This is a genomic window from Actinokineospora auranticolor (assembly GCF_041897805.1).
GTDB lineage: Bacteria > Actinomycetota > Actinomycetes > Mycobacteriales > Pseudonocardiaceae > Actinokineospora > Actinokineospora auranticolor.
In genome coordinates this window covers 3,933,768-3,949,864 of the sequence record NZ_CP154825.1, presented here as the reverse complement: position 1 = coordinate 3,949,864, position 16,097 = coordinate 3,933,768, and the positions used below count along the sequence as shown (strand labels likewise).

The 16,097-nt window shown below is 74.8% G+C and carries 2 protein-coding genes; both read left to right on the top strand.

Annotated elements, in window-relative coordinates:
* The first annotated feature begins 103 nt into the window (after positions 1-103).
* Positions 104-8,002: an SDR family NAD(P)-dependent oxidoreductase gene (locus V5P93_RS17360; RefSeq protein WP_104479875.1), complete on the top strand. Its 7,899-nt coding sequence runs from the start codon at positions 104-106 to the stop codon at positions 8,000-8,002.
* Positions 8,003-8,018: 16 nt separating this feature from the next.
* Complete coding sequence (locus V5P93_RS17355) at positions 8,019-16,091, top strand: amino acid adenylation domain-containing protein (protein ID WP_104479874.1); 8,073 nt, start codon at positions 8,019-8,021, stop codon at positions 16,089-16,091.
* The last annotated feature ends 6 nt before the right edge of the window (positions 16,092-16,097 follow it).

Genomic DNA, 16,097 nt, shown 5'->3' with positions numbered 1-16,097 from the left:
GGGTGCGCCCGCTCCCCCGGGCGTCCCACCCCAGCCAGTCCTCCCCATTCCGCGCGGACCGGGCGCACCGTCCGGTTCCGACTCGTGCCAAGACGGATACCAGATGACCGACTCGCTCGTGTTCACCGAATCCTTCGAGATCACCGCGGACAATCCGCTACTGCGCGGCCACGTGGTATTCGGGCGGCCCCTGCTCCCGGGGGTCGGCTACGTCGACCTCCTGTTGCAGGTGCTGGCCCGGCACGGGCACGCCATGGCGCACACCTCGCTGCGCAACCTGCGGATCCTGGCGCCGCTGGTGGCGGAGACCGGCGAACTGGTGCTGGTCACCGTCGCCGGGCGCCGCACCCCGGCAGGCGACCTGCGGGTGGAGGTCGGCAGCAGGCGCGAGCGGGACAGCGAGTCGGTCCTGCACGCGGTGGCCACCGCCGAGGTCTCCCCCGTGCCGGACTACCCGGAGCGGCTCGCGCTGCCGCTGACCGGCGCCACCGGGGCGACCACCATGACCGAGATCTACGGGTGGTGCCGCGAGCACGAGCTGCTCCACTCCGGGATCATGAAGATCGGCGGGACAGTGCACCACCGGCCCGGCGACTGGGTGGCGGAGCTGGCGCTGGCGCCGGAGTTCCGCGACAGCACCGACCGCTTCCTGTTCCACCCCGCGCTGTTCGAGGCGGGCCTGCTCGGCGGCGGCATCGGCATCGGCATGATGCACGACGGCGACGACGAGGGCCCCGGCCTGTTCCTGCCACTGGTGTTCGAGTCGTTCCGCGCGATCGGTTCGCTCGGCGACCGCTGCTACGTCCGCGTCCCCGCCGATTCCGTCCACCGCGACGACGAGTTGGTGCGGCTGCGCATCGAGTTCTACAACGCCGAGGGCGTGCGGGTCGCGGAGGTGGGCCAGTTCGTGGCCAAGCGCATCCGCATGGGTTCCGCCCTCGACGTCCGCGCCACCGCCGCGCCCACCGCCCCCACCGTCGCCGCCGCCCCGGTCGAGGGTCGGGACGTGGCCGAGGTCCTGCGCGGACTGGTCGCCGCCCGCCTGGACACCTCGGTGGACGTCGTGGATCCGGAGGGCGGGTTCTACGAACTCGGCCTCACCTCCGCCAACCTGCTCTCCCTCGTCGCCGACGTCGAGGACACCTACTCGCTCTCGCTGTCCCCGACGATCATGTTCGAACACCGCACCATCGCCGAGCTCGCCGCCTGGCTGCGGACCGAACACCCCAGCACCACCGAAACAGCCACCCCCGCCGCTCCCGCCGCCCCGGCCGCCCCCGAACCGGTGGGCGCGCCCGCCGATCGGGCGGACGTGCTGGGCGCGATCGTGGACGAGACGGCGGCGCTGCTGTCGGTACCCGCGTCGGAAGTGGACCCGGACGAGGACCTGGGCGAGTACGGGCTGGACTGGAGCGGTGCCGCGCACCTGGCCGACCGGCTCAACGAACGACTCGGCCTGGCGGTGGCCGCCACCGCCATCACCGACCACCGCACGGCCCACGCGATCGCCGCCCACCTCACCGGCACCACCCCGGCCCCGGTCGCGGCGGCGGCGCACCCGCTGCTGCACCGCCGCCTGCCCGACGACGACCGGGGAGCCCGGTACGAATCGGTGTTCGCCGGGGCCGAGCCGGTGTTGGCCGACCACCGCGTGCGCGACGACCGGGTGCTGCCCGGGGTCGCGCACCTGGAGCTGGCGCGGGCCGCCGCCGCCGAGGTGTTCGGCGGTGGCGTGCGGCTGGCCGATGTGGCCTGGGTCCGCCCGGCGACGGCCACCCCGACCGGCCTCAAGCTGGTCACGGCCGTCCACCCGACCGGCGAGTTCACCATCCACAGCGTCGACGCCGACGGCGGGGAAACCCTGTGCTGCCAGGGGCGCGCGCACCTCGCCGACGACACCCACCCGAGCACCCCGAGCATCGACGAGCTCCGGGCCGCCTGCTCCGCCACGACTTTCGCGGGCACCGAGGTCTACGCCCGCTACGACCGCCTCGGCCTGCGCTACGGCCCGTCGCAGCGGTCCGTGGTCACCGTCGGTGTGGGCACCGACCGGACCGGCAGACCGCAGGTGCTCGCCGAGCTGCGGTTACCCGCGGCCGCCGAGCAGAGCGGCTACCACTCGCACCCGAGCGTGGTCGACGGCGCGCTCCAGGCCACCATCGGGCTCTGGCTGCCGACCGAGCGGGCGGGCCAGGAGGCCACCAGCCTCGGCCTGCCCTTCGCGGTGCGCGGTGTCCGAGCCCCGGCGGCCACCACGACCACCGCCTACGCCTGGATCCGGCACGGCGCCGGGGCGGGCACGGCCACCACCTCCGCCCTGGACATCACGATCCTCGACGCGACGGGCACGGTCTGCGTCGACCTCGAAGGGCTGAGCACCCGCGTCCTGCGCCAGGAGCCGCCCCGGGCGGCGGCGGACACCCCGGCACCGCGGGCCGCGGAACCCGCGATCACCCGGCCGGGCGACCCGCGCGACGGTGACATCGCCATCGTCGGCGTCGCGGGCCGCTACCCCGAGGCCGCCGATCTCGAAGAGTTCTGGCAGAACCTGCGCGCGGGCCGCGACAGCGTCCGGGAGGTGCCCGCCGGGCGCTGGGACCACCGCCGCTACCCCGAGGCGGGCCGCTGGGGCGGGTTCGTCGACGACATCGACCTGTTCGACCCGCTGTTCTTCCAGATCTCGCTGCTGGAGGCCGAGCACCTCGACCCGCAGGAGCGGCTGTTCCTGCAAACCGCGCACCACACCCTCGAGGACGCCGGCTACACCGGCGAACGGCTCTCCGCCCAGGGCGACGTTGGCGTGTTCGTCGGCGTGATGTACCAGGAGTACCAGCTCTACGGCGCGCAGGCGCAGGCACTCGGACAGGACGTGGCGCTGTGGGGCAGCGCGTCCACCGTGGCCAACCGGGTCTCGTACTTCTACGACTTCCACGGCCCGAGCCTGGCCGTGGACACCATGTGCTCCTCCTCGCTGACCTCCATCCACCTGGCCTGCGAGGCCATCCGCACCGGGCAGTGCGCGGCGGCGATCGCCGGTGGGGTCAACCTGACCCCGCACCCGAACAAGCACCTGGTGCTCAGCAAGCGGCACTTCCTGTCCTCCGACGGCCGCTGCCGCAGCTTCGGCGAGGGCGGCGACGGCTACGTGCCGGGCGAGGGCGTGGGCGCGGTGCTGCTCAAGCCACTGGCCAGGGCCGTGCTCGACGGGGACCAGATCCACGGCGTCATCAGGGGTACCGCGGTCAACCACGGCGGGCGGACCACCGGGTACTCGGTTCCCACCCCGGTCGCCCAGGGGGCGGTGGTGGCGGACGCGTTCGCCGCGGCGGCCCTGGACCCGCGTGCGCTGAGCTACCTGGAGGCGCACGGCACCGGGACCTCGCTGGGCGACCCGATCGAGGTCACCGGGTTGCAGAAGGCGTTCGGCACCGCCGGTGCCCGGCCGGACGAGTGCGCGATCGGGTCGGTGAAGTCCAACATCGGCCACCTGGAGAGCGCCGCGGGCATCGCCGGGGTCACCAAGGTGCTGTTGCAGCTGCGGCACCGGGAACTGGTGCCGAGCCTGCACTCCGAGACCCTGAACCCGCACATCGACTTCGACCGCACGCCGCTGCGGGTGCAGCGCGAGCTGGGCCCGTGGCGGCGGCCCACCGTGGACGGTCGGACCGCGCCCCGGTTGGCCGGTGTGTCCAGCTTCGGCGGCGGCGGGTCGAACGCGCACGTGGTCATCGCCGAGCACGAGGCGGCGGCGCGACCCGAGCGGCGCACCGACCGGCCCGCGCTGCTGGTGCTCTCGGCCAAGAGCGCGCCGCAGTTGGCGGAGCTGGCCGGGCGCCTGCACGGCAGGCTCGGCGAGCTGGCCGACGCCGACCTGGCCGATGTGGCGTGGACGCTCCAGGTCGGGCGGATGGAGCTGGAGGAGCGGCTGGCGTTCGCCGCCTCGACGGTCGCCGAGGCGCGGGGGGAACTGGCCCGCTTCGCCGCGGGCAGGCCCGGTTCGTGGCGCCGCGGCAGTGTCCTGTCCGGCCGCGGCGCCGCGCCGTCGGTGGACGCCGCGCTCGCCGAGTGGGTCGAGCGCGGTGTCGCGGACCCGCTGCTGCGGCTGTGGGTGTCCGGCGCGGCGGTCGACTGGGACGGCGTGGCCGAGGGCCCGCTGCGTCGGGTCAGCCTGCCGGGCTACCCGTTCGCCCGGGAGCGCTGCTGGCTCGACCTGGACCTCACCATCCCCGCCGCCCCGGCCCCGGACCGCGCCGACCACGACCTGGTGCTGCTGCGCCCCACGTGGACGGCGAACCCCGGCACCGCCGCCGCGGACGTCCCGGCGGACCGGCACGTGATCGTGGTGGGCACGCCGACCGCCGAGCAGCGGTCCGCGCTGCCGGGTGGCGCGGTCGTGGTCGAGCCGTCCGGCGCGACCACCGACGCCCGCTACGCCGACGTGGCACGGCAGGTGTTCGGGCTGGCCAAGGGGCTCTTGGAGCGCGGATCGCGCCAGCAGGGCCTGGTGCAGGTGGTGCTGTTGGGCACCGATGCCACGTTGGCCGGGCTCTCCGCCCTGCTCAAGACGGTCGCCCTGGAGAACCCGGGGCTGCGCACCCAGCTCATCGACTGCGAGCGGGTCGACGACCTGATCCGGCTCTCCGAGGACGCGGCCACCACCGACCAGGAGATCCGCTACCGCGGCGGTGTGCGGGAGACCGCCGGGCTGGTCGAGGTCTCCCCCGTCGCCGCACCGAGCCCGTGGCGCCGCGACGGCGTGTACCTGATCACCGGCGGGGCGGGCGCACTCGGGCTGGTCGTGGCGCGCGACATCGCCGCCGAAGCGCCGGGCGCGACCGTGGTGCTCACCGGCCGGTCCGCGCGGGCCGACGCCGCCGTGGCCGAGCTGCGGGCGGCCGGGCTGCGGGTCGACTACCGCGGCGCCGACATCACCGACCCGGACGCGGTGCGGCGGCTGGTCCGCGACGTCACCGCCGCGTACGGCCCGCTGACCGGCGTCCTGCACAGCGCCGGAGTCATCCAGGACAACCTGATCCTGCGCAAGGGCACCGACGAGTTCGACCGGGTGCTCGCGCCCAAGGTGGCCGCGGCGGTGCTCGACCGGGCCACCGCCGATCAGCCGCTGGAGCTGTTCGCCTGCTTCTCCTCCATCGCGGGCGCGTTCGGCAACCACGGGCAGGCCGACTACGCGGCGGGCAACGGCTACCTCGACGCCTTCGCCGCGCAGCGCACCGGGCGGGGACGCGCGGTCTCGATCGGCTGGCCGCTGTGGGACGCGGGCGGCATGGGTGACGACACGGTGCGCCGTCAGCTCCGCGACCTCGGCCTCGCGCCGCTGGACACCACCCGCGGGCTCGCGGTGCTGCGCCAGGCGCTGGCCGCGGACCTCGGCGGCAGGCTGGTGGCGCTCGTCGGCGACCGCGACGCGTTGCTCTCCCGACTGACCACCGCACCCGCGGTGCCCGGTGCGGTCCCGGTGCCCGCCGCAGGCGCGGAGTCGTTGGCGGACCGGGCGGTCAGCCACCTGCGCAGGGTGCTGGCGGCGGCGCTCAAGCTGCGCCCGGAACGGGTCGACCCGGACACCGCGCTGGAGAAGTACGGCCTGGACTCCGTGCTCGCGGTCAACCTGATCACCGAGCTGGAGAAGTCCTTCGGCCCGCTGCCGCGCACGCTGCTGTTCGAGCTGCCCACGATCCGCGAGGTGGCGGGCTTCCTGGCCACCGACCACGCCCCGGCCCTGCGCGACCTGCTGGGCGTCACCGCGACCCCGGTGACCACCGCGGACACCACACCCGCACCCGCCCCGGCCCTGGCCGGGAGCACGCAGCGGCCCGACGGCGGCACCGAGATCGCGATCATCGGCATCACCGGCCGCTACCCCGGGGCGGCCGACCTGGACGGCTTCTGGGAAGTGCTGCGGTCGGGCACGGACTGCGTGACCGAGGTGCCCGCCGAGCGCGCGGAGCAGGTCGGGGCGGGCGCCATCGGCGCGTTCCTCGACGGCGTGGCCGAGTTCGACCCGCTGTTCTTCGGCATCTCGCCCCGCGAGGCCTCGGCGATGGACCCGCAGCAGCGGTTGTTCCTCCAGGTGGTGTGGCACCTGCTGGAGGGCAGCGGGGTGACCCGGGAGGTCATCGAACGCCGCTACGGCAGGCGGGTCGGGGTCTACGTGGGCGCCGCGTACCAGATGTACCGGGCCGACGGCGCGGTCGACCCGGTGCTCGCCGCGCTGACCTCCTCGGCGTCCTTCAACCTGATCGCCAACCGGGTGTCGCACTTCTTCGGCCTGGAGGGGCCGAGCCTGGCGGTGGACAGCATGTGCGCGTCGTCCACCACCGCCATCCACATCGCCTGCGCCGACCTGCTCAGCGGGGAGAGCGAGCTGGCGGTGGCGGGCGGGGTCAACCTGACCATCCACCCGGACAAGCACGCCGCGCTGGCCGAGATGCGGCTGCTGGGCACGCACGCGGGCAGCCGCAGCTTCCGCGACGGCGACGGCTACCTGCCCGCCGAGGCCGTCGGCGCGGTGCTGCTCAAGCCGCTGGCCGCCGCCCTGCGCGACGGCGACACCGTGCTCGCGGTCATCCGCGGCACCGCGTCGGCGCACGCGGGCCGGGGTGGGGCCTTCCTGGCGCCCAGCCACCGCACGCAGGTCGGTGTGATGCGGCGGGCGCTGGAACGGGCCGGGGTCACGGCCGACACCATCGGCTACGTCGAGGCCGCCGCCAACGGCACCCCGCTGTCCGACGAGATCGAGCTGCGGGCGCTGCGCGAGGTCTTCGCCGCGGGTGACCCGTCCGCGCCGGTGCCGGTGGGCACGGTCAAGTCGAACCTGGGCCACCCGGAGGCCGCCTCCGGTATCGCCCAGTTGACCAAGGTGGTGCTGCAACTGCGGCACGGTGAGCTGGCCCCGCTGGTCGGCACCGGCACCCCGAACCCGGCGCTGGACCTCGACGGCGCCCCGGTGGCGCTGTGCGAGGAGGTGACCGGCTGGCGGTCCCGTGGCGGCGCCCCGCGCCGGGCGCTGATCAACTCGGTGGCGGCGGGCGGCAGCCACGTGAGCCTGGTGGTCGAGGCGCCGCCGCCGATCGCGGTGGCCGCCGCGGCCCGCCAGGCAGGCGGGGCGCACCTGGTGGTCGTGTCCGCGCTGACGGCCGAGCGCCTGCGCACGGCCGCCCGGCAGCTGCACGACCACCTGAGCACCGCGGGCGAGGTGGACCTCACCGACCTCGCGTACACCACGCAACTGGGCCGCGAGGCACTGCCGCGGCGGCTGGCCGTGGTCGCGGGCTCCACCCGCGAGCTGGTGACCGCGCTGGCCCACCACCTCGGCCTGCCGTCGGCCGCGGCGGACGGGGCGTTGCCCGCGCCGCTGTTCGAGGGCGACGCCGAGGACGACATCGGCCCGCTGGCATCGCTGCTCGGCGGGTCGCGCGGCGAGGTGTTCCTGGCGGGCCTGGTCGCCGACCGGGACCTGGAGAAACTCGCCGAGCTGTGGGTGCGCGGGGTGCGGGTGCCGTGGGCCGGTCTGCACGACGGCCACCGCGAACTGCTGCCGCTGCCGCCCACCGCGTTCGACAACGGCAGGTACTGGGTCGACGTGGTCACCCACGCGCCGCGGGCGGACAGCCGCGACGACGAGGCGACCGTCCTCGGCCGGGGCGCCGGTGAGAGCGCGGAGGACGTCGTCCGGTCGGCGTGGGTGGACCTGCTCCAGGTCGACCCGGCGCTGCTGGGGCCGACGAGCGACTTCTTCGCCCTCGGCGGGAACTCGCTGCTGGCCACCCGCCTGATCAACCTGCTGGGCAGGCGGGCCGGGGTGGAGCTGGCGGTGCAGCAGGTGTTCGACGCGCCACGGCTGGTCCAGCAGGCCGCGCTGCTCGACGCGGCCACCGCGGAGCGGGACGCCGTGGGGATGGACGTGGACCGGATCCTCGACGGCATCGAGCTCATCGAGCGGCTCAGCGATGACGAGCTCGATGCCCTGGGCCTGACGAACTAGGCGGAAGAGGACCACGATGACCACCACCCAGGACGTGCCGGACCTGCTCGCGCGGATCCGGTCGCTGCCCGAGCGGCGCCGCCACGCCCTCGTCGCGCTGCTGCGCAAGCGGGGCATCGAGCTACCCCCGCTCGCGGTGGTCGGTTCCACCCCGGACCCGTCCGCCACGGCGGACACCGCCGACAGCACCGACAGCACCGACAGCACCGACAGCACCGACAGCACCGACACCGTGGGCAGCACCGTCGAGGAGCCCGCGCGGTTGTCGTTCACCCAGCAGCGGCTGTGGTTCCTGGCCCAGCTCGACGGGTCCAGCGCCGCCTACAACATCCCGCTGGCGATGCGCCTGCGCGGCGCGCTCGACCGCCCGGCCCTGCTGCGCGCGCTGCGCGGCCTCATCGACCGGCACCCCGCGCTGCGCACCCGCTTCGCCGACCGGGACGGCGTGCCCTACCAGGTGATCGGCGACGGCGGCGATGTCGTGGTGGTGGAGCGCGACCTGCCGGAGGCGGAGCTCGCCGACGCGTGCGCCCGGGAGGCGGCGCGGCCGTTCGACCTGGCGCACGACCCCCTGGTCCGGCTCCAGCTGCTGCGGGTGTCCGAGGCGGACCACGCGCTGCTGGTCACGATGCACCACGGGGTGTCCGACGGCTGGTCCGTCGGGGTGCTCGTGCGCGACCTGGTGGCCCTGTACGAGGCCGCGACCGCGGGCCGGGACAGCCCGCTGGCGCCGCTGCCGATCACCTTCGCCGAACACGCCCGGCGCCAGGGCGAGTGGCTGGCGGACGGGGCGTACGCCGCGCAGGTCGCCTACTGGACCAGGCAGCTGGCGGGCGTCGACGCCCGGCTGACCCTGCCGCCGGACCGCAAGCGCCCGGCGGTCAAGACCCACACCGGCGCCCGGTCCACCTTCCGCGCCCCGGCCGAGCTGCTGACCCGGCTGCACGACGTGGCCCGCGAGCACGGTGCGACGCTGTACATGACGCTGCTGTCGACGTACGCGGTGCTGCTCAACCGGCGCACCGGCAGCGCCGACATCGCGGTGGGCACCGTGGTGGCCAACCGCAACCAGCACGACGTCGAAGACCTCGTCGGCTTCTTCGCCAACACCCTGGTGATGCGCGCCGACCTGACCGGCGACCCGGTGTTCACCGACCTGCTCGCGCAGGTGAAGGCGACCGCGCTGGCCGCGTACGACAACCAGGACGTGCCGTTCGAGGCGGTGGTCGACGGGCTCGGCCTGGAGCGCGGCCTGAGCCACTCCCCCGTGTTCCAGACGATGTTCGTGTTGCAGGGTGGTCAGTCCGGCGACACGGCCGAGGTCGGCGGGGTGCGGGTCTCGGAGATCCCGGTCGACGCCGAGGTGACCAAGTTCGACCTGACCCTGGACCTGCGCGAGACCCCGGACGGGCTGCTGGGCACCGTCGAGTACAACACCGACCTGTACGACCCGGAGACCATCGATCGGTTCACCGGGCACTACACCCGGCTGCTGGCGGCCGTCGCGGCGGACCCGGCGGCCCGGGTGTCCGCACTGGACGTGCTCGACGACGCCGAGCGCGAGCGGGTCGTGCGCGCGTGGAACGACACCCGCCGCCCGTACTCGCACGACCGGTGCCTGCACCAGTTGTTCGAGGACCGGGTGGACGCCCACCCGGACCGGGTGGCGCTGGTCGACGACGAGCGCTCGGTCACCTACGGCGAGTTGGACGCCTGGGCCAACCGGATCGCGCACGCCCTGCGACACCGGGGGGTCGGCCCGGACCAGCCGGTCGGGCTGGCGGTGCGCCGCTCGGTGGAGATGGTCGCCGCGATCTACGGCATCCTCAAGGCCGGTGGCGCCTACCTGCCGGTCGAGCCGTCCTACCCGCCCGCCCGCATCGGCCACCTGCTCGCGGACTCCGGTGTCCGGGTCGTGCTGACCCAGCCGGGCACCGACGTCGAGCCGTTCGCGGCCGCCGAGCACGTGCTCACCGTCGACGGCGGCGGCGCGGTCCGAACGGTGGACGGCGCGGACGCCGAGGGCCAGCGCGAGGAGCGCGTCGACGACCCGGACCTGCACTCGCGGAACCTGGCCTACGTCATCCACACCTCCGGGTCGACCGGCAGGCCCAAGGGCGTGATGATCGAGCACCGCGCGGCGGTCAACCGCGTCGAGTGGATGCAGAACGAGTACGGGCTGACCGACGCCGACGTGGTGTTGCAGAAGACCCCGTACAGCTTCGACGTGTCGGTGTGGGAGTTCTTCTGGCCGCTGGTGTCCGGCGCCCGGCTGGCCGTGCTGCCCGCCGACGCGCACAAGGACCCGGCCGAGGTCGTCGCCGCGGTCCGGCGGTTCGGTGTGACCACCCTGCACTTCGTGCCCTCGATGTTGCGGTCGGTCGTGGATGAGCCGGGCTGGGCCGGGTGCGCGAGCGTGCGGCGGGTGTTCTGCAGCGGTGAGGCGCTGCCGCCGGAGCTGTGCGCGCGCCACTACGCCCGCCACACCGCCCCGCTGCACAACCTCTACGGGCCCACCGAGGCCGCCGTCGACGTCAGCCACTGGGCGGTACCCGCCGACCCCGCGCCCCAGCTGGTGCCGATCGGCCGCCCGATCCAGAACATCCAGCTCTACGTCCTCGACGACGCCCAGCGGCCGCAGGGCATCGGGTGCGTGGGGCAGCTCCACATCGCGGGCGACGGCCTGGCCCGCGGCTACCTGCACGAGCCGGAGCTGACCCGCGACCGGTTCGTGCCCAACCCGTTCGACGACGAGCCCGGCGCGCGCCTGTACCGCACCGGCGACCTGGCCCGGTGGCTGCCCGACGGCACCCTGGAGTACCTGGGCCGGGTCGACGACCAGGTGAAGCTGCGCGGGTTCCGGATCGAGCTGGGCGAGGTCGAGCACCGGCTCACCGAGCGCCCCGAGGTCGGCGCCGCCGCCGTGGTGGTGCGCGAGGACCAGCCGGGCAACCACCGGCTGGTGGCCTACGCGGTGCCCGCCGGGGACGGGCTGGACCGGGTCGCGCTGCTGGCGCACCTCAGGAGCGGCCTGCCCGAGTACATGGTGCCGGGCGCGATCGTCGTGCTCGACGCGCTGCCGGTGACCGCGCACGGCAAGCTGGACCGCCGGGCGCTGCCCGCCCCGGACCTCGAGGACTTCGCCGAGCGCGTCCACGTCGCCCCGCGCACCGACACCGAACGGCTGCTGGCCGACCTGTGGGCGGAGCTGCTCGGCTTCGACGCGGCGCGGATCAGCGCCGAGGACAACTTCTTCGCCCTCAGCGGCCACTCGCTGCTGATCACCGTGCTGGTGGCCCGGCTGCGCGCCGCGGGCCGCCGGGTGTCGGTGCGCGCGGTGTTCAGCGCGCCGACGCTGGCCGCGCTGGCCGCGGCGATCGACTCCGGCGACGCGGGCGGGGACCACGGTGACTACGAGGTCCCGCCGAACCGCGTCGAGGCGGGCGCGCCGATCACCCCGGACCTGCTGCCCCTGGTGGCGCTGACGCAGGCCGACATCGACGCCGTGGTGGCCACCGTCGACGGCGGCGCCGACAACGTGCAGGACATCTACCCGCTGGTGTCGACGCAGGAGGGGATCCTCTTCCACCACCTGCTCGACCCGGAGCACGACCCGTACCGGGTGCGGACCCTCTACGCCGCCGACGACGAGGCCGCCGCGCTGCGGTTCGCCGACGCGCTGCGCGCCGTGATCGCCCGCCACGACGTGATGCGCACCGCCGTGCTGACCACCGGGCTGTCCACGCCGGTGCAGGTGGTCCACCGCCGGGTGGAGCTGCCGGTGCGCCGGGTCGAGGTGGACGGCGAGGACGGGGCGCGGGCGCTGCTGCGCGAGCCGTCGGACCTGCCGCTGGACCGGGCGCCGCTGCTGCGGTTGACCACCGCCGTCGACACCGGGTCCGAACGCCGCTACCTGCTGCTCGACGCGCACCACCTGATCGAGGACGCCACGTCGCTGCGGCTGACGATGGGCGAGCTGGCCGTGCACATGGCGGGCCGCGCCGAGCTGCTGCCCGAGCCGCCGCCGTACCGGGACTTCGTCGCGCACACCCGCCACCACCTCGACGAGGCGGCGGTCGCCGCGTACTTCCGCGCCACCCTGGGCGACGTCACCGAGCCCACCACGCCGTTCGGGCTGACCGACGCGCGCGGCGGCACGCGCGGCGTGCACCAGCTCCGCCGCGCCCTGCCCGCCGAGCTGACCGACCGGGTGCGGACGCAGGCCAGGCGGCTCCGGATCACCCCCGCCGCGCTGTTCCACGCCGCGTGGGCCAGGGTGGTCGCGGCCACCAGCGGCAGGCTCGACGTCGTGTTCGGCACGGTGCTCTCCGGGCGCCTGCAGGGCGTGCCGGGCGTGGAGCGGATGCTGGGCAACTTCATCAACACCCTGCCGGTGCGGGTGGACCTGTCCCGCCGCACGGTCGCCGAACTGGTGTCCGCCGTGGACACCGCGCTGCGCGAACTGGTGGCGCGCGAGCAGAGCCCGCTCGGCCTGGCCCAGCGCAGCAGCGGGCTCGACGGCGACGCGCCGCTGTTCACCTCGGTGTGCAACTTCCGCCACTTCGAGCCCGGCCGCGGCGCGGCCGGGGCGATCGGCACCACCGACGGCGGGGTGCGGTTCGTGGCCGCGGCGGACGGCATCAACTACCCGGTGTCGGTGTCGCTGGACGACTTCGGCACCGAGCTGTCGCTGGACCTGCAGGTGGACACCTCGGTGGCCTGCGAGACCCTCGCGGGCTACGTGGAGACCGCGCTGTCGGGCATCGCCACCGCGCTGGCCGACGCCGACGGCACCACCACCCCGGCGGCCGCGGTGGGCGTGCTGCCCGCCGACGAGCTGCGCAGGCTGCTGCACGAGTGGAACGACACCGACCTGGAGCTGCCCGCGCCGACCCTGGCCGCGGCGTTCGAGGCGCAGGTGGCCCGCACCCCGGACCGCACGGCGCTGGTGTTCGAGGGCGAGACCCGCACCTACGCCGAGCTCAACGCCGACGCCAACCGGCTGGCGCACTGGCTGATCGCGCGCGGGGCGGGCCCGGACGCGCTGGTCGCGGTGCGGATGCCGCGGTCGTTCGAGCTGATGACGGCCATCTACGGCGTGCTCAAGTCCGGCGCGGCCTACCTGCCGGTGGACATCGAGCTGCCCGACGACCGGGTGGCCCGGATGGTCGAGGACGGCAAGCCGCTGCTGGTGCTGACCGACCTGCCGGACACCGCCGCCGAACCCGACACCGACCCCGGCGTGGCCGCGCACCCGGACCACCTGGCCTACGTGCTCTACACCTCGGGCACGACCGGCAAGCCCAAGGGCGTGGCGATCACCCACCGGGCCGGCATGAACTGGCTGCACTGGGACCAGACGTTCTACCGGATGACCGACGGCGAGCGGGTCCTGTTCAAGACCTCGATCAGCTTCGACGTCTCGATCAAGGAGCTGTTCTGGCCGCTGCAGGTCGGCGGCGCGGTCGTCATCGCCCGGCCCGGCGGCCAGCGCGACCCCGGCTACCTGGTCGAGGTCATGCGCGACGAGCGGGTCACCGACGTCGACTTCGTGCCCTCCATGCTGGCCGTGTTCCTGGCCGAGCCCGGGGTGCGGGACTGCCGGGCGCTCAAGCGGCTGGAGGCCACCGGCGAGGCGCTGCCCGCGGAGCTGGCCGAGCGGTTCACCGCCGCGTTCCCGGACGTGCCGCTGTCCAACATCTGCGGCCCGACCGAGGTCGGCGCGGCGCTGGGGTGCTGGTACACCCCGGAGCCGGGCGCGGTGCGGGTGCCGATCGGCGCCCCGGTGCACAACACCCAGGCCTACGTGCTCGACGCCGCCCTGCGGCCGGTGCCGACCGGGGTGGCCGGTGAGCTCTACATCGCGGGCGGGCAGGTGGCGCGCGGGTTCCTCAACCGCCCGGAGCTGACCGCCGAGCGGTTCGTGGCCAACCCGTTCACCCCAGGCGCCCGCATGTACCGCACCGGCGACCTGGTCAAGTGGCGGCACGACGGGCTCATCGAGCACCTGGGCCGGGTCGACGACCAGCTCAAGGTGCGCGGGTTCCGGGTGGAGCCGGGCGAGATCACCAACGTGCTGCACGAGCACGCCGCCGTGCGCACCGCCGTCGTCGTGCCCAGGGGCACGGGAGCGGCCTGTTCGCTCATCGCCTACGTGGCGCCGAGCGCGCAGTGGGCCGGTGGCACCACCGACAACGGCAAGCACGAGCTGACCGGGGTGCTGCGCGCGCACCTGGGTGGGCGGCTGCCCGAGTACATGGTGCCGAGCGTGTTCGTGGTGCTCGACGAGCTGCCGGTGACCCCGAACGGCAAGGTCGACAAGCGGGCGCTGCCCGCCCCGGCCGACGAGGACCTCGCGGGCGCGGAGTACCGGGCTCCCGAGACCCGCGTCCAGCGGGCGGTGTGCGGGCTGGTGGCCGAGGTGCTGGAGGTCGGCCGGGTCGGGCTGCGGGACCGGTTCCTGGACCTGGGCGGGCACTCGCTGCTGGCGACCCGGCTGACCCTGCGCGTGCGCAACGAGCTGGGTGGGCACCTACCGCTGGCGCTGGTGCTCAGCGGCGCCACGGTCGCCGACCTCGCGGACGCGGTGCAACGCTCGTTGGACCGCGAGCCCGCCGCCGAGCGCGCGGTCGACTCCGTCGAATCCGCCGAATCCGCGGAGCCCACCGGGTCCGTGGTCGACGTGGAGCCCGTGGCGGGCGAGACCGCGCCGCTGTCGTTGCAGCAGCGGGACCTGTGGTTCCGGACCTGGCCCGCGCACCTGGGCAGCGCGCACGAGAACGTGCAGTTGGCCTTCGCCGTCGACGGCGAGCTGGACCGGGCGGCCTTCGCCGCCGCCGTGCGGGCGCTGGTCGAGCGGCACCCGGTGCTGCGCACCAGCTACCCCGAGCGCGGCGGCGAGCTGGTCCAGCGGGTCAACCCGGTCGGCGAGGTGCCCGTGCCGGTGCTGGCGGTCGCCGACGACGCGGCGGTGGCCGAGTGGCTGGCCGCCGAGCGCCGCCGCCCGTTCCACCCCGAGGACACCCTCGTGCTGCGCGTTCACCTGCTGGCCAGGTCCGACACCGAGCACGTCGCGGTGCTGACCCGGCCGTGGGGTGTGTTCGACGGTTGGTCGGTCAACATCGTGCTGGGCGAACTGCTGGTGCTCTACCGGGCGCTGAGCCGGGGCGAGCGGCCGGAACTGCCGGCGCTGACCGTCGACCACACCGACCACGCCCGCGCGCAGCGGGCCACCACCACCCCGGCGGAACTGGACCGGCAGCGGCAGTACTGGCGCGGGCAGCTCCGCGGCCTGGCGCCCGCGGCGACCCTGCGCACGGACTACCCGCGCCCGCCGGTGCGCACCGGCCAGGGCGCCACCGTGGCGTTCGGCGTCCCGGCCGCGCTGGTCGACGCGCTGCGCACCCTGGGCCGCGAGCACGGCGCCACGCTGTACATGACCCTGCTGGCCGCGTTCGGCGCCCTGCTCGGCGGTTGCGCGGACGACCGGGAACTCGTCATCGGCTCGGCGGTGGCCAACCGCCCGGACGGGCCGTGGGACCGGGTGGTCGGCTACTTCACGAACCTGCTCGCGGTGCGCCTCGACGTGGCCGCCGACCGGCCGTTCACCAAGCTGCTCGACCAGGCCCGGCACAGCCTGGCCGACGCCCAGGAACACCGGGACCTGCCCTTCGCCGACCTGGTCGAGGACCTGGTCGGCACCCCGGACCCGGCGCACCCGCCGGTGTTCCAGGTGATGTTCAACCTGCTGCCCGCTCCGCAGGCGGGCGACGGCGCCGCCGCCGACGGCGACCTCGCCGTGCGGCTGCTGCGCTCGGACCCGGGCAGCACCAAGTACGAGCTCAACCTGGTCGTCCAGGAGTCCCCGGCCGGGTTGGGCGGCTACCTGGAGTACAGCACCGACGTGTTCGCCCGCGGTACCGCGCTGCGCCTGGTCCGGTGCTTCGAGCGGCTGCTGGCCGCGCTGGTCACCGCTCCGGACACCGACCTCGCCGGACTGCGGGCCGCGGCCGGGCGCGCGGCGGATCAGGACACCGGTCAGCACACCGGTCAGGACGCCCCCGGTCAGGACGCCAAGGCCCAGAACTAGGAGAGA

What these genes read in the sequence shown, in the direction of transcription:
- V5P93_RS17360 (WP_104479875.1), top strand. Translation starts at nt 104, where the DNA reads ATGACCGACTCGCTCGTGTTCACCGAATCCTTCGAGATCACCGCGGAC.
- V5P93_RS17355 (WP_104479874.1), top strand. Translation starts at nt 8,019, where the DNA reads ATGACCACCACCCAGGACGTGCCGGACCTGCTCGCGCGGATCCGGTCG.